The following is a 22,506-nucleotide window of genomic DNA, read 5'->3' as shown; positions in this document are numbered from 1 at the left end:
TTTTGTTTTTTAGTGAAATTGCGTCAATTTTTTCGTCAAAAATTTCCAGTGTTTACTGGGATTCCCAAAGGGTTTACAGTATTCCAAAAGGTGTTCAATTAACTGGTTTTCAACTTGTTGAAGACCTGAAAACAACCGTGATGGCGCAATTTGCGCATCACCCTCTTGCTATTCATTTTTCACGCGAGCGTGAAAACCCAAATACCTTTCTTTGGTGTATAGAGTAACAATAAATTCAGTGGTTTTTGTTTATTAGGAGCGGTTGATTAAACTTATCTTTCTAAACATTACAAAAACCAGATAGAAACCAAGCGCAAAAGTTCGAGATAAGAATATAGCGTTTCAGCACTTCGCTATGCTTCATTCGATTTCTTTTTTGGATTTGACTCAATTGGCGATTCCAGTTTGCTTCTCAAAATCTCCATATCTTCACCAACCTTTCTTTCTAACACCTTTGCATAAATCTGTGTGGTAGTAAGTTTTCGATGCCCCAACATTTTTGAAATGGTTTCTATCGGCACACCATTGGTCAAGGTAACTGTCGTGGCGAACGTGTGCCTTGCCATATGAAATGTCAAATTCTTTTTGATTTTTGCCTCACTTGCAATCTCTTTCAAATAAGCGTTCATCTTTTGGTTGGAGATTCTTGGAAACAACGTGTTGTTAATGATGGACCTAGTGTCCTCTTTATAAAGTTCAATCAAGTCAAGAGCTTTTTTTAAAAGTGGTATTTTGACCGGATTATGGGTCTTCTGTCTTTTGGTGATTATCCAATATTTTTTGTCTATGCCCATGACCACATTATCTTCCGTTAAGAGCATTAAATCCGTATAACATACCCCGGTATAGCAACTGAACACAAAAAGATCTCTGACGGTTTTCAGCCGATTACTATCAAGTTTGAGCTCTTCAATCGCTTGAAGTTCCTCGGAACCTAAATACTCTCTATTCGTCGGAGTCAATCTCTGCTTAAACTGCCTAAAAGGGTCTTTGTCTATCCATTCCAATCGATATGCCAAAGAAACCATCTTTCTTAATCTTTGGATATGTTTCATTACAGCATTATTTCCAATTTGTTGTTGGTAGTGGTTGGGTTTATGACTGCGAAGAAAATTTTCAAAGTCAAGGATGAACTTATAGTTCAATTCATCAAGTCGGATATCTTCTTTTTTTAAATTTTTCTTCAAAAACAAAAAGATATACTTCCGACTGGTGAGATATAATCTTGAAGTATTCCAATGTAGCTTGGGAAACATATTGGTATTATGATAAGACACAATGTCCCTCAAGGTAAAATGTTGATTATCCTCTTCCTCATCCATAAATCTGGCTTTTACACTATGAGGGGTGATGTGCTTGCCCTCTATGCGCAGCTGTTGAAATGATTGGAACAGACCAGAGTAGAACTCATCAAGATACTGGTTGATGGATTTAGCATCAATAGTAGAATTTTTTACCCGCTGCCTTTCAGAGTCCCATTGATTGATTTGGATTCTTCGCTTTAAACTAATGTTCAGTTTTTTACCATTGACAGAAATCCTGGCATAAATAGGGGCTTTCCCATTTTTTGACCTACCGGAATAAAGCCAAAACAGGACGGAAAAAGTGGAATTTGACCTCATAATTGTCTTCTTTTTGTTAAACGTTGGCGAAGACGAAAGTCAAATCAAATCGAGTGTTCCAACTAAATTACTGAATTTTAATTACTTAATTTAAAACAGCAACCTAAAAAATGTTGACGATTTGTGAACTTTTAAAGCACATATCAAAGGAATTCAATTGAAATCATAAAATATTAAATGTCTGATTTTCATTTATTTAATGATTTATTGAATCATTCAGTAGTCAAAAAGCGGCCCCGGCAAGAATCGAACTTGCATCTAAAGTTTAGGAAACTTCTATTCTATCCATTGAACTACGGGGCCATCCATCAAAATGGATTGCAAAAATAGGTTTTTTGATGAATCTTATGCAACTCCCACCATCTATTTCTCTGTGGATTTTTTAGGAACCAACCTAAGACCTTTTTGCCGCCTCCTCTTTTAGTATTTTTTCCAAATAGGAACGAGACAAAGGTTTATCCACGTAACCAGAAATCAAGCCATTTTTTTTGGCAATGGTTCGATCCGATGCATTCGTAAAAGCGGAGAGCACATAAACACTGGGTAGTTGGTGTTCCTTGAACAGATTCTTGAGGTTATCCAAAAAATCCCAACCGTTCATGCCATCCATTACCAAGTCCAAAAAAATAATATCTGGTAATCTGTCGTGCTCCTTAATGGAACTTAAACACGCTTGTATTCCCTCCTCGCCGCTGGAGCAGGTAACAATATCAAAATTACCGTGGGATTGTTGTATGCAGTACCGCGTCGCGAATTGCGATACCAAATCATCGTCTATAATAAACGTAGTTAGCTTCATGTAGGGACTATTACGTAAGTTTTGGGACAGACAAAGCTATATGCTGGAGACCAACAAACCATTCATGATCGTTGTTTGGCCCAAATATCCCGTTAAGTCAACCTTAATGAGGTAGTTTACCACTTAAAACACCGTAAACAAAGGCGCCCAAAACCGCACCAAACAGCACAATAACAATGGGCCAATAGCCTGCTCCAACCAAAATATATATAGGTCCGGGACAAGCACCGGCCAAGGCCCATCCAAGCCCAAAGAGCGTTCCGCCCAAAATGTATCTGGCAAACGTTTTTTCTTTGTGGGGAATGCTAATGTTTTCCCCCGAAAAGGATTTTACCTTCGATTTTTTTATCCAAAAAACCAATGCCACTCCTACAGCCAAAGCAGAGCCAATAATACCGTACATATGGAAGGAATCGAACTGGAACATTTCATAGATCCTGAACCACGAAGCCGCTTCGGACTTGTAAAGCACTACTCCTAAAAATGTACCTATGATGATATATGCCAAACTCTTCATGATGCAAAAATTAAGGGAAACAACAGGTGAACCATGATCAGTCCTCCGATAAAAAATCCGATTACTGCTATAAGTGAAGGTCGTTGAAGGTTACTTAGACCAGAAATAGCATGTCCAGAGGTACAACCTCCCGCATAACGAGTGCCGAAGCCCACCAAAAAGCCAGCCACGAGTAAAATGACCCATACTTTTGGGTCTGTTAAGGATTCCATACTAAAAAGCTCGGTGGGCAAATAGGCTGTACCAGCACTATCAAACCCGAGTTCTTGCAATTTGGTAACGGTTTTATCTGAAATGTTTACTGCTGGATTGGGGGAAAGCAGCTGAGCTCCAACAACCCCCCCGATTACAGAGCCAAGGACAACCAACAGGTTCCATCGTTTGGATTTTATATCAATTTTGAAGTAATCCGAAAACTTTCCTGCTCCGCCAATGGAGCAAAAGGTCTCAAGATTGGAGGACATTCCAAATTTTTTGCCCATAAGAATGAGCAGAGCCATAATAATGGCTATAAGTGGGCCCGATACATACCAAGGCCAAGGTTGATAAAGCATTTTCGTGAGGTTTTGAACAAAGATCATGAAAATGCTCTAAATATCAAACCTAATAAGTGCTATCAGCAGCTTTTATTGGCATCGGACACTCCGAATTTCTTCAAAATATCTTCCAACAAACACCACTTGGTGAACGATGATTGCAGCAAGTTTGCACCCACAAAAGCGGTAAACCAGAGCCAATTTTGACTTACATAAATGGCCAAAATCAGACTTATCAATATAAATGTTCCCGCTACGCCTCTTACAATTCTATTTTTCATTTTAATGTTTTTTAAACAGTTCTTTCTATGGGTATCTCTACCGCTCTAATGGGGTTGGTGGTTTCACTTTCGGTATTGAATTGCTTTATTAATTTGAACAATTCAGTTACTTTTTCCTCTTGGGTGAAAGAGAAAAACATGTTGGATGCCGCCCCACCCTTTTCACTTGGGAACCAGCTGCTGGTGTACATCAACGGCGCTGCACTTTTGTACCCATCAATATCGGATTCACTAAAACTTTCCACGCCGGCCTTTTTAAATAGTTTAAAAACCTCGCTCTTATATTCTTCTACCGTGGTAACAATGATCATTTTCATGCGCATATTTTTATAGTTCTTTCAATGGTCACATGGAACCTTTTACGACTAAAAGAATCATTGCACGGTGTGCCTAAAGATTATTTTAGCCATCTCGGTTTCATCTTATTTGTAATTTTTTCGTTCTATCAAGTAATACACCAATGGCACTACCAATAGCGTCAAAACAGTGGACACTATGGTTCCTCCCATCAGTGAAATGGCCAATCCCTGGAAAATGGGGTCGAACAAAATCACAAAGGCTCCAATAACAACGGTCCCCGCTGTCAATAAAATTGGTGTGGTACGTACTGCGCCCGCTTCTATGACGGCTTGTTTCAAGGGAATCCCGTCATCCAATCTCAAATTGACGAAGTCAATCAGTAACACCGAGTTCCGCACCATGATGCCCGCAAGGGCAATCATACCGATAAAGGAGGTTGCTGTAAAGAATGCACCGAGCAACCAGTGTCCGAGCACAATACCGATCAATGAAAGTGGTATGGCCACCATCATCACCATGGGTGCCTTAAAGTTTTGGAACCACCCTACGATCAACATATAAATAATGACAATCACACCCAAGAATGCGATTCCCAGATCGCGGAATACCTCAAGGGTTATCTGCCATTCCCCATCCCACTTTACGGTGTAATCATCTTCAAACTGGGGCTGTTCCATATAGAGTTCGTTGATGGAGTATCCCTGCGGAAGCTCCAATTGGTTCAACTTGTCCGTCATACCCAAAATGGCGTACACGGGGCTTTCCAATTCCCCTGCCATATCGGACATCACATACACGACCCTTTTTTGATTTTTTCTGTAGATGCTCTTGGCCTTGATGCCTTCTTTTACCTGAACCAAATCCCCAACGGAAACCATATTGCCCTGCTGGGATGCTATTTTTAACTGTTTGATCTCCTCCAAGCTGGATTTATCCTTCTCACTAATGGAAAGCACAATCCCAATTTGATCAAAGGCATCTTCACGGTAGATATGTGATACGGGCTGTTCACGAAAAGCCATACCCATCACCTGTACAATTTGTTGCGGAGTAATTCCATAAAGCATCGCTTTTTCTTTGTCGATCACAAAATCATACTCGACTTGATCATCCTCGACCATCCAATCCACATCCACAACATCGGTGGTATTGTTCAAAATACCTTTTACCTTATCGGCCAATGCAATTTGTTTATCATAATCGGGTCCGTATACTTCGGCCACAATGGTGGAGAGCACAGGAGGTCCAGGCGGCACCTCAACAATTTTGATGTTCGCATCGTATTTTTTGCCCAATTCCTGAATTCTTGGTCTGAGCAATTTGGCAATATCGTGGCTCTGTTCGCTTCTGTCGTGCTTGTCCACCAAATTGACCTGAATATCGGCCATATTGCTACCACCACGAAGGTCGTAATGCCTTACCAAACCATTAAATGTAATTGGGGCAGATGTCCCCACATAGGTTTGATAGTTGACCACTTCGGGACGAGTGGACAGATATGCTCCAATTTCTTTGGTTACCGCTGATGTCCTTTCCAAGGTCGTTCCTTCGGGAAGGTCTATCACTACTTGGAACTCGTTCTTGTTATCAAAAGGAAGCATTTTTACGGCTACCGATTTGGTAAAGAACATTCCAATGGAGGCAAGCAGCAAGAAGAAGGTAATGCCCAAGAACAACCATCTTTTTTTCCTGCTCTCTATCAAAGGGCTTTCAAATCGAGAGTAAGCTTTGTAAATGAAGGTGTCCTGTATTTCAACGGGGGCTTTTTCCTTTTTCTTCTTTTTGTCTTTTTCTCTTAAGAAGATGTAGCCCAAATAGGGAGTGATGGTCAACGCCACGAACAATGATAGCAACATCGCAATCGAAGCTCCAATGGGCATGGGCGACATATAAGGCCCCATCAATCCAGACACGAATGCCATGGGCAACACGGATGCAATTACCGTAAACGTGGCCAAAATGGTCGGGTTCCCTACCTCATTAATGGCATAGATCGCAGCATCCTTGAACGGTAACCGTTTCATTTTAAAGTGACGGTGCATGTTCTCCGCAATAATAATGGAGTCGTCCACCACAATACCTGTTACAAACACCAAGGCAAACAAGGTAATTCGGTTCAAGGTGTAATCCAGCAGATAATAGCTGAGCAAAGTCAACGCAAAGGTGATGGGCACCGATAGGAACACCACAAGTCCACCTCGCCATCCCATGGCCAACATCACCACAAAGGTCACGGCAATGATGGCACCGATCAAGTGCATCAACAATTCCGATACTTTTTGCGAAGCTGTTTGCCCGTAGTTTCGGGTCACCTCAACCTTTACCTCATCTGGAATCAAGGTAGTTTTTAAGTGGTCTACCTTTTCCAACACCACATCGGCAATCTTCATGGCATCGGCTCCTTTTCTTTTGGCTATGGAAATGGTGACCGCTGGATATTCTGATTTATAGGTCTCTGCCTTTTCACTTGCGGCTCCAAATCCAAGGGAAACATAGTTTTTAGGCAGTTCTGGACCATCCAATACCTTTGATATCTGCTTTAGATAGATGGGTTGACCTTGTTTGGTGCCTACAATCAGGTTTTCAAGGTCTTCCTTGGTTTTTAAAAAGTTTCCTGTACTGATGTGGAACTCGGTATCGTTGGCAAGGAAATTACCAGCATCCATTTGCTGGTTGTTGGCCTTGATCATTTGGGCAACGGCCAACATATCAATTCCTGATTCGGCCATTTTATCCTTGTCCACCACCACACGAAGCTGGGGACTGCGACCTCCTATCTTTTTGGTGATGGAAACCCCGTTTACTTTTTCGATCTCGTTGATGAGCTCTCCTGAGATCTGCCTTAGCTGAAAATCATCGTACTCCTCGCTCCAAAGTGTAAGGGCCAGCATAGGCACATCATCAATGGCGCGGGTTTTTACCAATGGCATGGTAACCCCGGCGGGCATTTGGTCCATGTGCTTGTTGATCTCGTCGTACAAGCGTACCAAAGACCTTTCGATATCTTCTCCCACGTAGAACTGTACAATGGCCATTCCCTGCTCTTGCATGGAAGTGGTATACACATATTCTACGCCTTTAATGTTCGATATAATTTTTTCCAGCGGTTTTGTGATCCTGGATTCCACCTCGGTGGGGCTGGCCCCGGGATACCCCACAAAAATATCCGCCATGGGCACGTCTATCTGGGGCTCCTCTTCCCTTGGGATAAGGAAGGAGCTGTACACCCCAATGACCATAAACACGATCATTAAGAGCACCGTTAGCTTGGAGCTGATAAACCCTTTGGCAATTCTACCTGCAAGTCCGTCTTTCATTGTTAGCGTTTTTGGGTTATTGAATGCTTACTTTGGCTCCGTTGTACAACTTTCCTTCGGCCGATACGATATATTGATCTCCTTTGGACAAGCCCGACAACACTTCCACTTCATCACCGTAGCTGTCGCCCAGTCGCAACCAGCGCAATAAGGCCACATTATCCTGACCCAAGGTGTATACGCCTGTCAACTGTCCTTTATGCACCAAGGCTTTGGACGGAACCGTAACAACTGTTTTTCCGTTGCTCTCATTTTCAGCCTCCAGCCTAACGGTTGCATACATACCTGACAAAATCTTGGCTTCCGTTTTGTCAATTAAAACCTTCATCAAATATTGCCCGCCCGTATTTTGGGCCGATGCACTTAACTCAGACACTTTACCTGTAAGGGTAGTATCCAAAGTTTTCACAAGTATTTGAGCACTGGTTCCCACTTTTATACCGGAAATATTATTCTCTGAAACCTTCGCAACTACTTCAAAACCTCCTCCAGCTGATTCAACTGAAACCAACGGAACACCAGGATTGGCCATATCGCCCTCGTCAATGTAGGTGTTAGTCACCACTCCGCTAAATGGAGCCCTGATATTGGCATAGGCAAACTGGGAGTTAACTTCGTTCTTCATTTGGTTTGCGGCTTCCAATCGGGCTTTGGCCATTTCGTAGTGGGCGGTCATATCGTCCAATTCCTTTTGTGAAGCACTGTTCTCGTTAAAAAGATTCTGGAACCTTTCATAATCTTTCTTGGCATTGTTGAAGGCCACCGTTGCCTCCGTAATGGATGCCTCTACCTGTGCTTTTTTGGCTCGTAGGTCCACATTGTTGATGGAAATCAATAGATCTCCCTTGTTTACTTCTTGACCTATTTTCACAGGAAGGGATTCCACATGGCCCATCATTCGGGTACTCAAGGTTGCACTATTCACAGCTTTAATCTGTCCACTACCTGCTTTAATGGTGGATTGGTCTCCCGTGTCCACATCGGCAACGGTTACCTTTACCGCCTCTGAGGTCGTTGCGGCTTGTTTTTCATCACCCCCGCACCCTGCAAGGGTCAATCCCAATGCAAGAATTAAAGTGAAGCTTTTATATATCGTAGTGTTTTTCATGTTGCAATTATTCTTTGGTTAAAAATGTTAATAAGGATTGTGCTTGATTATATTCAAATATGGTTTGATAATAGGCCAATTGTTTTTCCGCATAGGTGGCTTCGGCCATCAATAGATCCGTTGTTTTTTCCAAACCTTCTTTAAATCGGTTGGTACGGATTCTCAATGATTCTTCGGATTGCTCCATAGCCAATTTTGAGGTCTGGAGCCTGCTCGCGGCATCCTCGACCATCCGTTTGGTGCGTTGTAGCTCCATAGTACTTTTGGCGACGTACTGCTCGTATTCCTGTTTCGCTTTTTCATAACTTGTTTTACTCTTTCCTGCTTTGGCAAAGCGTTGGGATCCTTTAAAAACATCCCAACTCAAACTTGCACCAATAATGTATCCTTTGGCATCGGCCTGAAAAATTTGGTCATCGTACATTTCGTAGCTGGCAAAGGCATTCAGCCTTGGTAAAAAGGTCATGTTATCCGCTTTCATGTTTGCTTTGTAGGCTTCGGACACCAAATCCATGGCTTTTACATCGGCCCTGTTTTCCAGTGAAACGTCCACTGATTCGCCCAAATTATCAGGCACCAATTCTTCGGAGGGTTCATAGACCACATCTCCTTGCTCGTTCATCAAAAAGGCTAAATAGTCCGATGCATTTTTCACATTGCTTTTGGCTGTCTTCAATTGATCGGAGACCTCGGTGACCCGTACCTTCACTTCCAACAAATCTGCTTTTTGAAGCAAGCCTTGATCATAGCTGTTCTGTGCCATGTTCAAGTTTGCATTTGCTGCATCGTAAGCTTTCTGAAACACACTTACGGCTCTATGCGCCAATTGTAATTGCCCGTAGGCCTTTTGGGCTTCAAAATCCAGATAATCTCGGGTGCGCATGGCCTGAAGCTCTTTGGCCTCCATCGTAGTCTTGGCGGCTTTGCGCTGATAAAACCCATCCAAGTTGATCAAGGGTTGTTCCACCGAAACCACGGTGGCGTAGTTCTCGATCTGATCGGGATCGTTCAACAAGGCAGGGTTAAAATCTGCCTGGGTCAAAATCTCTTGGTTGAGTTTAGAACCGAAAGCCATCAAAGGGTTTGTGGTCGCCATTCCTGTATGCGACACAGCTATCTGTGGCAAAAAGATGGAATTGGAGAACCTATAATCGTATTTTGCCATTTTGGCCTCCTGTTCGGACACCTTGATGCTGGCATTGGACTCTTGCACCTTTGTCAATACTTCTTCCATAGAAATCTTGACAGGGTCTTGGGCAAATAGTTGTCCCTGGATCCAAATGAGTATTGTGAATGTAATTATTCGTTTCATGTATTTAAATAATTTGAAGCAAAATTAAATTTGGCAATTCGCCTGCACAGTAACCTTGGTTACCGAGAAAAATGTCCTGTTTCCCTAAAAAAATGAACCTCAACATACCCCTGTAACCAAAGAAATGGGTCATATTGAGGCAAGTTCAATAAGGAGGACGGGGTTTATGCGTTCCGCGTTCCCCCATGCCCTCCAGCCACCACAATCAAAACTTTAATGCTCAAATAGATGAACTTAAAAAATTGAACAATGGGGTTCATCATCATAAATCGCTTGTATTTGGATATTCTTCGTGTCATAATTGTCTATTCTGGAATTAACCACCAAAAGGGTTTCATTTTTGCTTTGTAAAGGAATGCGTGGTGAAGGGCCAACTTCAACCAATGTCCGGCAAGGCCAATAGTGCCAAAAGTTTTGCCCAATTTTCTGCCGTGTGTGTCTGGATATTTCTTAAAATCGGGAACAATGGGATAGGTGGTAATGCTAATACCACTGCCCTTAGTCATCCCGAATCCTGCCGATGCTATGCATGCAGCTCCCATATTCCCCATGGATCCTTTATGGTGCAACTCATTATCTGAATGTTTGATCATTTCGATGATGTTGTCGGCCACCAATTTTGCGGTGATACCCGATGGCATTCCCGTTCTTGGAGGGGCAGGTGAAATATCGGTGCCGTTTTTGCTCTTTCTGGGTTTGGAAATACTGTGCGGCGGTGCAAAGGCAATTCCGGGCGCGAAAATATTGGGATAGGAAGGGTTTTGATAGGTTTCGGGCCAATCCTGTACACTCCATTCTTCATAGGGTTTGGGTGTGTAATCGGCATCCACGATCATGAATCCCCTAAAGAGTTTGTCCGTGATATCGTCCCCCGTTTTGTTGTAAGCCTTAAACCCATGACCTGAAAAGGAAGGGATCAGCATGGCAAAATCAAAAGATTCCTGTTTTTGCTCCCCTTCAAGATTTTCATAATGGGCCACCCCGTCTTCCACTTTATGGACACCGGCTCCCAAAATCCATTTGATTCCCCTATCCTCAAAGACCATTTCTACCATTTCACTGGACTTCATAATATTGCTGCCATAACTCAGCAGCATACCGTCCATGCCAAAATCCCCGAGATGGTATTCGTTGGAAATCCAAGTGATTTCGGCCATATCCCTAACCTTGTAACGACGCAGTTCTTGCTCCACGTTCAGGATGTATTCGAAAGCGGCACCCTGACAGGTTGACTTCGCGTGACCAGTTCCAATCAATATTTTGGTCTTTTTTCCCTGCTTCATTTGTTTTATGAGGGTCTCCAGTGCAATCCAAGCCTCTTGAGCATGGGTATAGGTGCAAACGGAATGTGCTTTATTTTTGCCTGGAGAGAGTCCTTCGGTGGCCTCGAAGTTGAGTTTTGGACCAGTGGCATTGATCAGGTAATCGTAGGTCACCTTCTCGGAGATTCCCTTTTCATCACCTGCAACATATTCTGCCAACACATAAGGTTTTGGCTCTTCCTGATCGCCTTCGGGATGAAAACTGACCGCCTTGGCCTGTTTATAATCAATATGCTTTTTTTTGTACAAGGGCGCTAAAGGGAACAGGATATCCTTTGGTTTCATTCGCCCTATTCCCACCCAAATATTGGAGGGGATCCATTGGTAGTTACTATTTGGGGAAACCACCACAACCTCATGCTCTTTGGCGAGCTTTCTTCTAAGATGGGATGCTGCCACATGACCTGCTATACCAGCTCCCAAGATGACTATTTTGGACATTTTTCTACGATTTACCCAAAAGTAATGGTAGCCAAGGAGATATAAAGTGACCTAGGTCACACACACAAAAGGGCACCTATAAAATGTCCTGGATATTATCAGGGCCCATAGGTTCTTTCAATAACTGGTCTCGTCCAATTTTACTTTTCCCCAAAAGGTTTTATAAACAAAGATGGTATAGAAAAGCACCAATGGTGTACCTATCGCAACAATAATCATCATGATCTGCAATGATTTTGTGGATGATGCCGCATTGTAAATATCAATATTGTATTGTGGATCTATGGAAGAACGCAGCAGTACCGGATAAAGTTCAACGGCAACCAATACCAACAAAAAGGCTATGGTCAACGAGGAAAACAAAAATGCCGCTTTATACTTCCGTTTTTCGGCCAATCTGGGCACGTTGGCAATGCTTAGAAAAGTGAGCAAAGGTATTATAAAAAGTGATGGATTACTCTTAAAATCGTCCGACAAATGAGGTATGTAAATCAAGGTGTAGAGTGTGGTTACGGCAAAACTGACCATAAAAAAAATCATTCCCCTTTTCAATAAGCGGGTGAGTTTGGCAAATAACCTCCCTTCGGTTTTTAAGAGGAGAAAAATAGCCCCATGCGCCATAAAGAGAGATAAGGTGGTAAAACCTGTCATTAATGCATATGGATTCAAAAACTCGAACAGCACCCCCCCTTGATATTGATAGTTTTCTCCTATGGCAATTCCCTGCAGCACATTGCCCAGCACAACGCCCAACAAAAAGGCCAACATTATACTGGAAACACTATAGCTAGTGTCCCAGAGCTTTCGCCACCAGAGCATAGGCTCCTTGCCCCTGAACTCTATGGATATTGCCCTAAAAATTATAAACAACAAAAACAGCATAAAAGGAATGTACAAGGACGAAAACAAGGTGGCGTACATTACAGGGAATCCTGCAAACAATGCACCCCCGCCGATTACCAACCATACCTCGTTACCATCCCAAACCGGACCAACGGCATTTAAGGCGATTCTACGACTGTTCTCTTTCTTTAGAAAGAGATGCCAAGCTCCAGCTCCAAAATCAAAACCATCCAGTATGGCATAGCCCGAAAAGAGCCCTCCTACTACCAAAAACCACCAAGTGGGATAATCCAATCCTAAAAAAGTTTCCATAATCCTTATTTCATCATATGAGTTAGTGTACCACCAAATGGTGTTTCGTCGTTTTCCGATTCTTCATATGGGCCGTGTTTAATCTTTTTGTGCAATAAATAAATAAACAACACGAACAAGAGGCTGTATACGAAGAAGAACAAGATCAGCGAGAATAAAATTTGATTATCGGATACGGCTTGTGAAAAAGCTTGGTCGGTTCTTAAAAGACCATATACCACCCAAGGCTGTCTTCCCATTTCGGCAGCAAACCATCCCACTTGATTGGCAATCTGTGGTAGAAAAACCGCGAACACAAAAATCCATAAGAGCCACTTTTTTTTGAACAATTTACCCCTCCACCACAAAAAGCTGGCATAAAGGGTCAAGAATATCAACACCATACCAATGGCCACCATAATATGATAGAACTGAAAAACGGCATTCACTTGGGAGGGACGCTCATTTTCGGGAAATGCATTGAGACCGGTTACCGGAGCATCAAAATCATACTCCAATAAAAAGGACAGGCCTCCTGGCACTTTTATTCCGGTTACTTCTTGCTTTTCTTTATCCACCCATCCCAAAATATACATGTCGGCAGGTGCCGAAGATTCAAAATGACCCTCCAGTGCGGCTAACTTAGCGGGTTGGTTTTCGGCCACCCCATCTGCAGACTGGTGACCTGTGAACAACTGCCCTAAAGAAAATACAGTGGCAACCACCAAGGCTATCTTAAATGCTTTTTTGGAAATTTCAATATATTTCCCCTTGATCAAATAATAGGCGTGAACACTCATTACCAAGAATGCGCCAGCTAAAAATGCTCCGAGCCAAACATGTGTCAATCGATCTACACTGGACGGATTGAACACCATAGCCCAAAAATCGGTTATTTCAGCTCGGGCATCAAAGCCTTCGCCAACAATATGAAATCCTGCGGGGGTCTGTTGCCAACTATTGGCAACTACGATCCAAATGGCGGAAAACATGGACCCCAAGAATACTCCAATGGTTGAAACCAAGTGTACCCAAGGCTTAACCCGATTCCATCCGAAGAGCAATATGCCCAAAAATCCGCTTTCAAGTGCAAAGGCAAAGATTCCTTCTGCAGCCAAAGCACTACCAAATACATCACCTACAAACCTTGAATATACGGCCCAATTGGTACCAAATTCAAATTCCATTACAATGCCCGTGACCACACCGATACCAAAGGTCAAGGCAAATATTTTGGTCCAGAAACGTGCTAGTTTATGATATATTTCCTTTTTTGTCCTGATGTAGGAACTTTCGAAAATTACAAGCAGTAATCCAATCCCGATACTTAAGGGCGGATAGATGTAATGAAAAGCAACGGTGAAGGCAAATTGAATCCGGGCGAGAATTTCGGTTTCCATGGGCATTATTTTATTGACCGAAAATACACCAGGCAGTTATGTTTTTAGGTGACCCAGGTTACAAACAAAATGGATTTAACATAAAAATAAACCATATTATGCTAAATCCATTTCCAAATATGTGGTTGGTGTTTATTTTTTGCCACTGTTCATCATGGCCAAAACTGCAACAATCAAAATAATGACCACCAGGACAAAAAGTCCTATCATCCAGATGCCGTTTTCCCAAACTACCAGAGGAATATTATTAAGTGCTTTCACAATGTATTGGTTTTAATTTTGAACCAAATTTAATTGCTCCAACTTGTTCAAAACATGATATTACTCATAAATGTTCATTCCAACAAGTTTCGAATTAAACATTCTCACCTTTCATCATTTTGTTCCAATATAAATAGGGGAGTCCATATTTTTTAAGCATCCATAGCCTCCAGTGCTCTTTTGCACTGTTAAAGACCAACATTCTTTTTAGTTTAGGGTCTGGAATAAAGTTGTTGTTGTAATCAAACTCTGCCAAGGTCATTTTGCCATATCCCGTAACCAAAGGACATGATGAGTAGCCATTGTAGGAATGGTTCTCTGTAATTTTCCCACCGAGCAAACTTACTATATTATCCACTACTATTGGTACCTGCTTGCGTACTGCGGCCCCTGTTTTTGCCGTTGGCAGACCAGCGACATCGCCCAGTCCAAATACATTGGAATATGTATTGTGCTGCATGGAATTTTGGTTTACATCCAACCAACCGGATTGGTTTGCCAAAACCGAATCACGAACAAATTTTGGAGCTGCCTGTGGTGGTGCGATATGAAGCATATCAAAAGGCACTTGTATATCGATATCGCCGATCATCTGCTCTCCAAGATCATTATCCTCATTTATAATACATCGGTTCTCCTCGGGAGCAGTATGATTAAAATGCACGATCCTGTTTACAACATCAATTTCTTTTGGCGCATAAAATGGCTTAAAATAAATGCCATATCTGTCTATTACTTTGTTTAAGGTCTCCCTAATTTCCTTTACCCCGAAAATTACCGACCCTGGTGTGGCAAAAATCACATTAGTATTGTCCTTTAAACCTTGTTTTCCAAAATAATCTGCTGCCAGGTAGGCGATTTTTTGAGGAGCTCCCCCACATTTTATCGGAGTTGTGGGTTGGGTGAACAATGCGTTCCCCTTTTTGAAATTGCGAATGGTCTTCCAAGTATATTCGGGGTCGATATAATTACTACAGGCCACTCCTTTTTCCAAAGCTTCGGGCAATCCCTTGATCATACCAGGTTCCATGACCAAGCCTGTTGCCACAACCAAATAATCGTAGGTGATGTCGCCATTGCTTTCGGTGGATACCGCATTCTTCTCCGGTTTGAAACCAGTGCACCTGTCCTTTATCCAATCTACACCTTTAGGCATAACATTGGCCATAGATTTGGCTGTTTTGTTAAAGTCGTAAGCTCCTGCCCCAACAAGGGTCCATGCTGGTTGATAGTAATGTGTCTCGGAGGGTTCAATTATGGCAATGTCCAATTTTTTGTTCCTCCTCAACAACTGCCCAGCAGTCATTATGCCGGCAGTACCTCCTCCAATTATTACAATTTGATAATGTGATTTCATTTTTATTAAGATTTTTACTCATTGGTAAAATATTGAGGAATGTCATGATTTTTTGTAACAAAAGTTACATAATTGATAATTTTAAGGCTTAATATCTGAAATTTATCATTTTTAAAACAAGAAAGCCGCTCGAAATCGAGCGGCTTTCTTATATCAACCAACCAAAAAACCTAATTTTTGACCTTACAAGTATTTATTCCAAAAAGAGTATACAAAGGACAAAAACTAACAAAACTTGTTAAAACAAATATGGCTGCAAAAGCTAGCAGCACATATGCCAATGTTCCTGTAATCACATTAAAATAATATAATGCTCCAACTGCGACTGCAAGGATAATTCGAATTGTGCGGTCTGCCCCGCCCATGTTTTTTTTCATAATCGTTAGTTTAAAATTCTTTCCTTACAAGTTACCAAAAATGATTCAGTATATAGCTGCACCTCAGTTTTTGATATTCAGAGCATTATATCAAAATTATGGCTTCTTTGAATGTTTTCGGGTAACATGGGTTACACAGCAACTATTTTTTTTGAAGTATTTTTAAATTTAAATCAGTCTTTGCTCTTTGCAAACGACTAAATGCACCTATGTTGGAATATTTTGATGCTTTGATCAATGGTTTTTTGGGAACGGTTCGCTGGACATGGAAGTCCATCCTTTTTGAAGTTCCTTGGTACAACAATTATTTTTGGGGACTTATCTTGATCTCTCTAGTGGTCTGGAGCTTGGAAATCCTTTTCCCATGGCGCAAGGAACAATCCATTTTTAGAAAAGATTTTTGGTTAGATGCACTCTACATGTTTTTCAACTTTTTCATATTTGCCATAATGATCAGTGGAGTCTATAAACTTCTTGGGGTGATTTTTAAAGATCTAGGAATTAGCACTACATCTTTGACCATCATTGATATTGCGCATTGGCCCCAATGGGTGCAACTACTTGTATTTTTTGTGATATTGGATTTTGTTCAATGGTTCACCCATGTGCTTTTGCACAAATACCCCGTGCTTTGGCAGTTCCACAAAGTGCACCACAGTGTAAAAGAAATGGGGTTTGCCGCACATCTTAGGTTCCATTGGATGGAGAACATTCTGTACAAACCTTTAAAAACATTGGGGGTAATGATCTTAGGAGGGTTTGAACCGGAACAGGCTTATATTGTTCATTTTGCAGCAATAGCCATCGGCCATTTTAACCACTCCAACATAAAACTGACCTACGGCCCTTTAAAATATATCCTGAATAATCCAGTAATGCACCTGTACCACCATGCCTACACTATTCCTGAAGGTTCGTACGGTGTAAATTTTGGCATTAGCCTAAGTATTTGGGACTATATCTTCAAGACCAATTATATTCCCGAAAGTAGCGGAAAAATAGAACTGGGATTTCCTGGTGACGAAACTCTGCCCAAAGGATTTTGGGGACAATTGGTATATGGCTTTAAAAAGCCCAAAAAAGCAAAGAAAGGAATTTAATTGGTGTTTTTGGAGGCATCAAAAACGATACTCCATATTCCACGGACCTCATCGGGACCATACCCAATGGCCATATCCTGCGGATAAAGCTCCGATAAACTCTGATATACTTTTGGAGTTATATCCTTGTTAGGGGTTCCATGGCAATTTAAGCACATGGTATTGGTAACGATGGGATAATAAAAATAAACTTTACCGTTTTCCTCGGTTAAAATTGGCTCAACTGATGCTCCTGAGGCCACGAGGTTCTTAAACGTTTCGATATGCTCCAATTCCAAAGAGTTGGCCCTGTTATTTGGGTTTCTGGGCTTGTCCGAAACTCTTTTGATTCGTGCGTTAAAGTTAGTGGGCATACTATCCGTGAGTGGGTAGGCCCTTTCGTTGCAAAACACAACGGCCTCCTCTACACCTTTGTTCTGAATGGTACCCATAAGGTTTTGGCCCAATACTTTTTTGGTGCCCAACGCATACTGCATTCCCAATTCCTTTGGAGTAAGTTCTGCCGTTTCAGCAGCCAACTTTTTCCCTTTGTTGTACAAGGAGTCTTCATTTCTATCCAACCAGTGCTCTTTAAACCAATCTGGCTCCTCAATTTGATAGTCGTACATGAACTCGGCAATTTTTTGGATCTCCGCTTCGGGGAATTGTTGGGCGGGCATTACACCAAATCGACGAACAGCGCCTTGCATTAAGGTGTTTTCTTCGGAAGGTGCGCTAACGAACTCCATGATGCCGTTCACAAAGGCTTCTTTATCCTTATGGACATCTAAATAATGTGCCTTAATGGCCACCATAGGTGGTCCTATTCGCTTTCCTTTTTCTGGTGCAGTAGGATTATGGCACAGATAACATTTGGCTTCCATCAATTTTTTGGCTTCCTCCGGAGAAAATGCCTCCATTTGTGCAACTGATCCTGAGTCCACATCGGAAGTTTTAGGACCCTGTTTGCAGGACACTATTCCACTTAAAAGTATTATGAAAACCGAAATATTCCTCATTATCTGGATATTTTACCGCTGGCACAACTCACAAAGGATTTTGCCTTATCCACAAAACCATTTTCATCGTCGATTGTGGGATATCCCATTTGTTTGAGGGCCTCTTTAACCAAGGAAGCATCATCGGCGCTCTGATGATCAAAGCTAACCGATGAGCTATCCTTCTCCACAATCACATCGTTGATTTCTTTTATTTCCGAAAGTTTGCTGGAAATTGTTTTTACACAGCCTCCACACTTAAGGTTTTGTACTTGAAACGTTGTTTTCACGCTGTATTATCTTCAAATTACTAGGCCCAGTTCCGGTATCCTCCTCGGAGGTCGTATACCTTGTTGAATCCCATCTTTACCAGTTTTCTAGCTGCTTTTTGACTCCTGTTACCTGATTGGCAATACAGATAGACCGGCTGATCTTTCTTCAATTTTGAAAATTCACTCTCAAAACTCGACCCTTGAAAAAAATCTATGTTCTTGGCCCCTTTTATGTGTCCCGACATAAACTCTCTTTTTGTTCTGACATCTACCAGTTGGGCCTTGCCTTTGGAAATTGCACTTTTATAATCTTTCCTATCCAAAATAGCTATCGCATCCGGCAGGTTTTGTTCTTTGAACAAGAAACTAAATATTGACATACCATTTCTGTTTTGAGGCTCCAAAATACCGCAAGTAGTTATAATCGTCAGTAACGATAGTTACATAAGGAAAAATGATCTGAATTACTCAATTTCCTACCCAGTCATAATACCCTCCAGAGTAATCATAAACTTTGGTGAAGCCTTTCTCCTTTAGAATCTTTGCGGCGTATCCACTGCGTGCCCCAACGGTACAATACAGATAAACCGGTCGATTCTTTACCAGTGTATTTATCTGTTCCAAAAACACTTTTTGTTGGCTTAGATCAAAATTCCTAGCATCATCAATATGTCCATCATTGAATTCCCTGGGTGTTCTTACATCGATCAACTGCACGTCCTTGCCAACAACATCGGTTTGCATTGTGGCCTTATCTATCCGTTCTATAACCCTTTCGTTTTGGGAATGACAGGAAAGCGTCCCCAATACAACCAGGGACAAAATAAATCTAATTATTTGCTTCATGAATCTACCTATTGTCCATTATAAGGTAGAGGGGCAAACATAATCGGTAACCGGTGTTCCAACTTGCTTGATCTGGGCAAATCCACCTGCTACATCTACCAAGTTGTGTATTCCTCTACTCTTTAAAATGGATGAAGCGATCATACTCCTGTAACCACCTGCGCAATGAATGTAAAACGTTTCGTTGTCTGGAAACTCCGCCAAGTGATCGTTAATGTAGTCCAAGGGCGTCAAGTTCGCATCCACAACATGTTCGGCCTTGAATTCGCTTTCTTTTCGCACATCAAATACAGGTACGTTTTTTTCTACCGCTTGCTTAAACTCTTCAGCGTTTACGCTATCAACGGTATCGATTTCCTTTCCGGCTTCTTTCCAGGCTTCAACTCCTCCTTTAAGATAACCCAAGGTATTATCGAAACCTACTCGGGACAAGCGCGTAACGGTTTCTTCTTCCCTACCTTCCGGGGTTATCAACAATATGGGTTGTTCCACATCGGCGATCAAAGCGCCTACCCAAGGGGCAAAACTGCCGTCCAAACCAATAAAAATTGATCGTGGTACGTGCCCTTTTGCAAAATCATCTTGATGACGCACGTCCAGTACTATGGCGCCAGTTTCATTGGCTGCAACCTCAAATGCATCAGGACTTAGTGCTTGTGTACCTCTTTTCAAAACAGTATCGATATCCTCATAACCTTCTTTGTTCATTTTTACGTTCAAAGGGAAATATTGAGGTGGAGGCAATAGACCATCGGTAACTTCTTTAATGAATTCATCACGGGTCATATCGGCTCTTAGGGCATAATTCATCTTCTTCTGATTGCCCAGCGTGTCCACGGTTTCCTTCATCATGTTTTTTCCACAGGCCGAACCTGCTCCATGCGCCGGATATACGATTACATCATCGGCCAAGGGCATTATCTTATTACGAAGACTATCGAACAGGGTTCCGGCCAATTCTTCCTGGGTCATGTGCGCCGCTTTTTGAGCTAGATCCGGACGGCCTACATCTCCAAGGAACAGTGTATCGCCACTAAAAATTGCGTGGTCTTTTCCGTTTTCATCTATCAACAGAAAAGTGGAGCTCTCCATGGTATGTCCCGGTGTATGTAGCACTTTAATGGTGATTTCCCCTAATTTAAACTCCTGTCCGTCTTCTGCTATTACAGCATCGAAAGATGGATTTGCCGTTGGGCCATATACAATATCAGCTCCAGTTTCTTTGGAAAGGGTTACGTGTCCGCTAACAAAATCGGCATGGAAATGGGTTTCAAATATATACTTGATCTTGGCCCCATCCTCCGCGGCTTTTTTAATATATGGTTTTACTTCCCTTAAAGGATCCACAATGGCCGCTTCTCCTTCACTCTCTATATAATATGCCCCTTGGGCCAAACATCCTGTGTAAATTTGTTCAATCTTCATGTGATAATGGTTTTTATCAAAAATAGTCTTGTGATCCCTAATTTTCTGTGACCAAAGTTACAAACGTTTGGTTTTATACTGTTGGGACACTTTTTTCTGTATGGTGCTCAATGTCTCTGGATTACGGCAGCACTCCACCGCATCGAAGGTTTGTGCAAAAAGATTTTCCTCTCCCAACACATCAATAATTCCGCTTGTGTACAATATATCTCTTGTAGGTCCTATTGCTCCAGCTATTAAAAACTGGATACCCTTTTCCCGTTGTTCCGTAATGATTCGCTCCAGCATTACAGCTGCGCTACTATCAATATAATTGATGGGTTCTGCATTGAGGATGATGAATTTGAGCTTGGGTCCTTTCTTTTTGATCTGTTGATAGAGTTGCTTTTTAAAATAATCCTTGTTCCCGAAATATAGCTGGGCATCAAATCTTAAAATCAATTTATCCTCATCTACTTCCACATCTTCTGAAAAACGGTCTATATTTTTAAAATAGTTGGTTCCTTTGATTTTTCCCAAAACCGCAATATGTGGGTTTGATATTCTGTAGACCAATAGTAACAAGGAAAACAAAACACCCAAAAGAATGCCTTCTATGAGTCCGATGGACATCGTCATTACAAAGGTGGCCAACAGCAGCACAAACTCATCTTTTCTGTTTTTCCACAATTGGAGCGGATACTTCAAATCAATCAACCCAAAAACCGAAACAATTATAATAGCACCTAATACTACGGTGGGAAGGTTATAAAAAAGTGGGGTTAAAAACAACAATACTCCCGCCACCAACAAGGCACTAAAAACCAACGCCATTCCTGTCCGTGCTCCCGAGTGATCATTGATCGCGGTTCTTGAAAAACTGCCCGAAACGGAAAATGACTGAAAAAATGACCCTAAAATATTGGATATCCCCAGAGCTCTTAGTTCTTGATTAGGGTCCAGGTCATATTCCGGGTGTCTTTCTTCTACCGTTTTGGCAATGGAAATGGATTCCATAAAACCAAAAAGTGCAACGGTAAGGGCAATAGGCACAAACTGCCCTATTTTGTTCCATTGAAAACTAGGCAATTGAAAACTAGGTAATCCTTTTGGAATTTCACCAACCACTTTTATTCCCTTGGATTCCAATCCTAATAAAACTACGGATAAAATACCTAGCACCACGACCAATAGAGGTATCGGTAGCTTTTTGTTGATTTTTTTTAAGCCAATGATCAATAGCATTACCAAAATGCCCATCCCCAGGGTCAATAGTTGTACTTCCCCAATATTGTCAAAAATGCTGCCCAGCAGAATATAGATTTTACCCGATTGAGGCAAATCCACACCAAGTATGTGCTTTAATTGACCCAGACCAATTAAAATGGCCGCTGCGGAAGTAAACCCACTGATCACCGGTTTGGATAAAAAGTTTACGAAAAGACCCATTTTTAAAATGCCCAGCAACAATTGAAACAATCCAATAAGTAGGGTCAAGAAGAGAACTGCGGCAATATAATCTTCGGTATTTGCCAATTGCATGGCGCCTATTCCGGCAGCTACCAAAAGTGAATCCATGGCAACGGGTCCGACGGCCAATTGCCTTGATGTTCCCGTTAAGGCATAGACCAATTGTGGCACCAATGCCGCGTAGAGTCCGTATATAGGAGGCATGCCCGCAATCATGGCATAGGCCATTCCCTGTGGGATCAACATAATCCCTACAGTAATACCAGCAACTAAATCGCCATAGAGCAAAGAGCGATTGTAGGAGCCTATCCAAGTTAAAAAAGGAAAAATCCTTTTGATCATTCGATTGATTT

23 protein-coding genes and 1 tRNA gene are annotated in these 22,506 nt (G+C 41.8%); 1 reads left to right on the top strand and 23 read right to left on the bottom strand.

Annotated features, from left to right (window positions below):
* Positions 1 to 353: 353 nt before the first annotated feature.
* The 17 genes from J4E06_RS14590 to J4E06_RS14510 all read right to left on the bottom strand — a co-directional run bounded on the left by J4E06_RS14590 (position 354) and on the right by J4E06_RS14510 (position 16,084).
* Positions 354 to 1,622 (bottom strand): site-specific integrase, encoded by a 1,269-nt coding sequence (locus J4E06_RS14590; RefSeq protein WP_349524709.1) that lies wholly within the window; start codon positions 1,620 to 1,622, stop codon positions 354 to 356.
* Between the two features lie 231 nt (positions 1,623 to 1,853).
* Positions 1,854 to 1,925 (bottom strand) — tRNA-Arg (locus tag J4E06_RS14585).
* A gap of 91 nt (positions 1,926 to 2,016) precedes the next feature.
* Positions 2,017 to 2,421 carry a response regulator gene (locus J4E06_RS14580; RefSeq protein WP_349524708.1) on the bottom strand — a complete coding sequence of 135 codons (405 nt, stop codon included), beginning with the start codon at positions 2,419 to 2,421 and terminating at the stop codon, positions 2,017 to 2,019.
* A 103-nt stretch (positions 2,422 to 2,524) separates the two neighbouring features.
* Positions 2,525 to 2,938, bottom strand: a complete 414-nt coding sequence (locus tag J4E06_RS14575; protein WP_349524707.1) for a YeeE/YedE family protein — start codon at positions 2,936 to 2,938, stop codon at positions 2,525 to 2,527.
* Entirely contained in the window at positions 2,935 to 3,492 is a 558-nt protein-coding gene (locus J4E06_RS14570) for a YeeE/YedE family protein (protein WP_349524706.1), read from the bottom strand. The genes J4E06_RS14575 and J4E06_RS14570 overlap by 4 nt, the downstream gene beginning before the upstream one ends.
* 62 nt (positions 3,493 to 3,554) lie before the next feature.
* Positions 3,555 to 3,755, bottom strand: a complete 201-nt coding sequence (locus J4E06_RS14565; protein ID WP_349524705.1) for a YgaP family membrane protein — start codon at positions 3,753 to 3,755, stop codon at positions 3,555 to 3,557.
* Between the two features lie 11 nt (positions 3,756 to 3,766).
* Positions 3,767 to 4,072: a hypothetical protein gene (locus J4E06_RS14560; RefSeq protein WP_062787381.1), complete on the bottom strand. Its 306-nt coding sequence runs from the start codon at positions 4,070 to 4,072 to the stop codon at positions 3,767 to 3,769.
* Positions 4,073 to 4,177: 105 nt separating this feature from the next.
* Positions 4,178 to 7,372: an efflux RND transporter permease subunit gene (locus J4E06_RS14555; protein WP_349524704.1), complete on the bottom strand. Its 3,195-nt coding sequence runs from the start codon at positions 7,370 to 7,372 to the stop codon at positions 4,178 to 4,180.
* 16 nt (positions 7,373 to 7,388) lie between these two features.
* The gene (locus J4E06_RS14550) at positions 7,389 to 8,480 is read right to left on the bottom strand and encodes an efflux RND transporter periplasmic adaptor subunit (protein WP_349524703.1); all 1,092 of its coding nucleotides are present in this window, start codon (positions 8,478 to 8,480) and stop codon (positions 7,389 to 7,391) included.
* A gap of 7 nt (positions 8,481 to 8,487) precedes the next feature.
* Positions 8,488 to 9,792: a TolC family protein gene (locus J4E06_RS14545; RefSeq protein WP_349524702.1), complete on the bottom strand. Its 1,305-nt coding sequence runs from the start codon at positions 9,790 to 9,792 to the stop codon at positions 8,488 to 8,490.
* 164 nt (positions 9,793 to 9,956) lie between these two features.
* Complete coding sequence (locus J4E06_RS14540; protein ID WP_297786902.1) at positions 9,957 to 10,091, bottom strand: hypothetical protein; 135 nt, start codon at positions 10,089 to 10,091, stop codon at positions 9,957 to 9,959.
* A 6-nt stretch (positions 10,092 to 10,097) separates the two neighbouring features.
* Positions 10,098 to 11,555, bottom strand: a complete 1,458-nt coding sequence (locus J4E06_RS14535) for an NAD(P)/FAD-dependent oxidoreductase (protein WP_349524701.1) — start codon at positions 11,553 to 11,555, stop codon at positions 10,098 to 10,100.
* Positions 11,556 to 11,672: 117 nt separating this feature from the next.
* Entirely contained in the window at positions 11,673 to 12,710 is a 1,038-nt protein-coding gene (gene cydB / locus J4E06_RS14530) for a cytochrome d ubiquinol oxidase subunit II (protein WP_349524700.1), read from the bottom strand.
* A gap of 5 nt (positions 12,711 to 12,715) precedes the next feature.
* On the bottom strand, positions 12,716 to 14,089 hold the full coding sequence (locus tag J4E06_RS14525) for a cytochrome ubiquinol oxidase subunit I (RefSeq protein ID WP_349524699.1): 1,374 nt from the start codon (positions 14,087 to 14,089) through the stop codon (positions 12,716 to 12,718).
* A 132-nt stretch (positions 14,090 to 14,221) separates the two neighbouring features.
* Entirely contained in the window at positions 14,222 to 14,350 is a 129-nt protein-coding gene (locus tag J4E06_RS14520) for a hypothetical protein (RefSeq protein ID WP_349524697.1), read from the bottom strand.
* Positions 14,351 to 14,444: 94 nt separating this feature from the next.
* Positions 14,445 to 15,707: an FAD/NAD(P)-binding oxidoreductase gene (locus tag J4E06_RS14515; protein ID WP_349524696.1), complete on the bottom strand. Its 1,263-nt coding sequence runs from the start codon at positions 15,705 to 15,707 to the stop codon at positions 14,445 to 14,447.
* Positions 15,708 to 15,877: 170 nt separating this feature from the next.
* Positions 15,878 to 16,084 carry a YgaP family membrane protein gene (locus tag J4E06_RS14510; protein WP_349524695.1) on the bottom strand — a complete coding sequence of 69 codons (207 nt, stop codon included), beginning with the start codon at positions 16,082 to 16,084 and terminating at the stop codon, positions 15,878 to 15,880.
* 209 nt (positions 16,085 to 16,293) lie between these two features.
* Between J4E06_RS14510 and J4E06_RS14505 the strand changes: the two genes are divergently transcribed.
* Positions 16,294 to 17,184, top strand: a complete 891-nt coding sequence (locus tag J4E06_RS14505) for a sterol desaturase family protein (RefSeq protein ID WP_349524694.1) — start codon at positions 16,294 to 16,296, stop codon at positions 17,182 to 17,184.
* Here J4E06_RS14505 and J4E06_RS14500 read toward each other — a convergent pair.
* The 6 genes from J4E06_RS14500 to J4E06_RS14475 form a co-directional block, all read right to left on the bottom strand.
* Positions 17,181 to 18,182 carry a Tll0287-like domain-containing protein gene (locus J4E06_RS14500; protein ID WP_349524693.1) on the bottom strand — a complete coding sequence of 334 codons (1,002 nt, stop codon included), beginning with the start codon at positions 18,180 to 18,182 and terminating at the stop codon, positions 17,181 to 17,183. The two genes, J4E06_RS14505 and J4E06_RS14500, sit on opposite strands and share 4 nt — an antisense overlap.
* Positions 18,182 to 18,451 (bottom strand): heavy-metal-associated domain-containing protein, encoded by a 270-nt coding sequence (locus J4E06_RS14495; protein WP_349524692.1) that lies wholly within the window; start codon positions 18,449 to 18,451, stop codon positions 18,182 to 18,184. Before J4E06_RS14495 ends, J4E06_RS14500 begins: the two co-directional genes overlap by 1 nt.
* Positions 18,452 to 18,471: 20 nt before the next feature.
* The gene (locus J4E06_RS14490; RefSeq protein ID WP_349524691.1) at positions 18,472 to 18,813 is read right to left on the bottom strand and encodes a rhodanese-like domain-containing protein; all 342 of its coding nucleotides are present in this window, start codon (positions 18,811 to 18,813) and stop codon (positions 18,472 to 18,474) included.
* An 88-nt stretch (positions 18,814 to 18,901) separates the two neighbouring features.
* Positions 18,902 to 19,279 (bottom strand): rhodanese-like domain-containing protein, encoded by a 378-nt coding sequence (locus tag J4E06_RS14485; RefSeq protein WP_349524690.1) that lies wholly within the window; start codon positions 19,277 to 19,279, stop codon positions 18,902 to 18,904.
* A gap of 18 nt (positions 19,280 to 19,297) precedes the next feature.
* Positions 19,298 to 20,704, bottom strand: a complete 1,407-nt coding sequence (locus tag J4E06_RS14480) for an MBL fold metallo-hydrolase (protein WP_349524689.1) — start codon at positions 20,702 to 20,704, stop codon at positions 19,298 to 19,300.
* Between the two features lie 57 nt (positions 20,705 to 20,761).
* Entirely contained in the window at positions 20,762 to 22,495 is a 1,734-nt protein-coding gene (locus J4E06_RS14475) for a SulP family inorganic anion transporter (protein WP_349524688.1), read from the bottom strand.
* Positions 22,496 to 22,506 lie beyond the last annotated feature (11 nt).

It is taken from the genome of Allomuricauda sp. NFXS6, from assembly GCF_040148835.1.
Classification (GTDB): domain Bacteria; phylum Bacteroidota; class Bacteroidia; order Flavobacteriales; family Flavobacteriaceae; genus Flagellimonas.
Note: the sequence above shows the minus strand (reverse complement) of the source record. Positions and strands in the feature narration are given on the sequence as shown.

Coding starts and splice junctions, on each gene's coding strand:
- J4E06_RS14590 (WP_349524709.1), bottom strand. CDS start 1,622: ATGAGGTCAAATTCCACTTTTTCCGTCCTGTTTTGGCTTTATTCCGGT.
- J4E06_RS14580 (WP_349524708.1), bottom strand. CDS start 2,421: ATGAAGCTAACTACGTTTATTATAGACGATGATTTGGTATCGCAATTC.
- J4E06_RS14575 (WP_349524707.1), bottom strand. CDS start 2,938: ATGAAGAGTTTGGCATATATCATCATAGGTACATTTTTAGGAGTAGTG.
- J4E06_RS14570 (WP_349524706.1), bottom strand. CDS start 3,492: ATGCTTTATCAACCTTGGCCTTGGTATGTATCGGGCCCACTTATAGCC.
- J4E06_RS14565 (WP_349524705.1), bottom strand. CDS start 3,755: ATGAAAAATAGAATTGTAAGAGGCGTAGCGGGAACATTTATATTGATA.
- J4E06_RS14560 (WP_062787381.1), bottom strand. CDS start 4,072: ATGAAAATGATCATTGTTACCACGGTAGAAGAATATAAGAGCGAGGTT.
- J4E06_RS14555 (WP_349524704.1), bottom strand. CDS start 7,372: ATGAAAGACGGACTTGCAGGTAGAATTGCCAAAGGGTTTATCAGCTCC.
- J4E06_RS14550 (WP_349524703.1), bottom strand. CDS start 8,480: ATGAAAAACACTACGATATATAAAAGCTTCACTTTAATTCTTGCATTG.
- J4E06_RS14545 (WP_349524702.1), bottom strand. CDS start 9,792: ATGAAACGAATAATTACATTCACAATACTCATTTGGATCCAGGGACAA.
- J4E06_RS14540 (WP_297786902.1), bottom strand. CDS start 10,091: ATGACACGAAGAATATCCAAATACAAGCGATTTATGATGATGAACCCC.
- J4E06_RS14535 (WP_349524701.1), bottom strand. CDS start 11,555: ATGTCCAAAATAGTCATCTTGGGAGCTGGTATAGCAGGTCATGTGGCA.
- cydB (WP_349524700.1), bottom strand. CDS start 12,710: ATGGAAACTTTTTTAGGATTGGATTATCCCACTTGGTGGTTTTTGGTA.
- J4E06_RS14525 (WP_349524699.1), bottom strand. CDS start 14,089: ATGGAAACCGAAATTCTCGCCCGGATTCAATTTGCCTTCACCGTTGCT.
- J4E06_RS14515 (WP_349524696.1), bottom strand. CDS start 15,707: ATGAAATCACATTATCAAATTGTAATAATTGGAGGAGGTACTGCCGGC.
- J4E06_RS14510 (WP_349524695.1), bottom strand. CDS start 16,084: ATGAAAAAAAACATGGGCGGGGCAGACCGCACAATTCGAATTATCCTT.
- J4E06_RS14505 (WP_349524694.1), top strand. CDS start 16,294: ATGTTGGAATATTTTGATGCTTTGATCAATGGTTTTTTGGGAACGGTT.
- J4E06_RS14500 (WP_349524693.1), bottom strand. CDS start 18,182: ATGAGGAATATTTCGGTTTTCATAATACTTTTAAGTGGAATAGTGTCC.
- J4E06_RS14490 (WP_349524691.1), bottom strand. CDS start 18,813: ATGTCAATATTTAGTTTCTTGTTCAAAGAACAAAACCTGCCGGATGCG.
- J4E06_RS14485 (WP_349524690.1), bottom strand. CDS start 19,279: ATGAAGCAAATAATTAGATTTATTTTGTCCCTGGTTGTATTGGGGACG.
- J4E06_RS14480 (WP_349524689.1), bottom strand. CDS start 20,704: ATGAAGATTGAACAAATTTACACAGGATGTTTGGCCCAAGGGGCATAT.
- J4E06_RS14475 (WP_349524688.1), bottom strand. CDS start 22,495: ATGATCAAAAGGATTTTTCCTTTTTTAACTTGGATAGGCTCCTACAAT.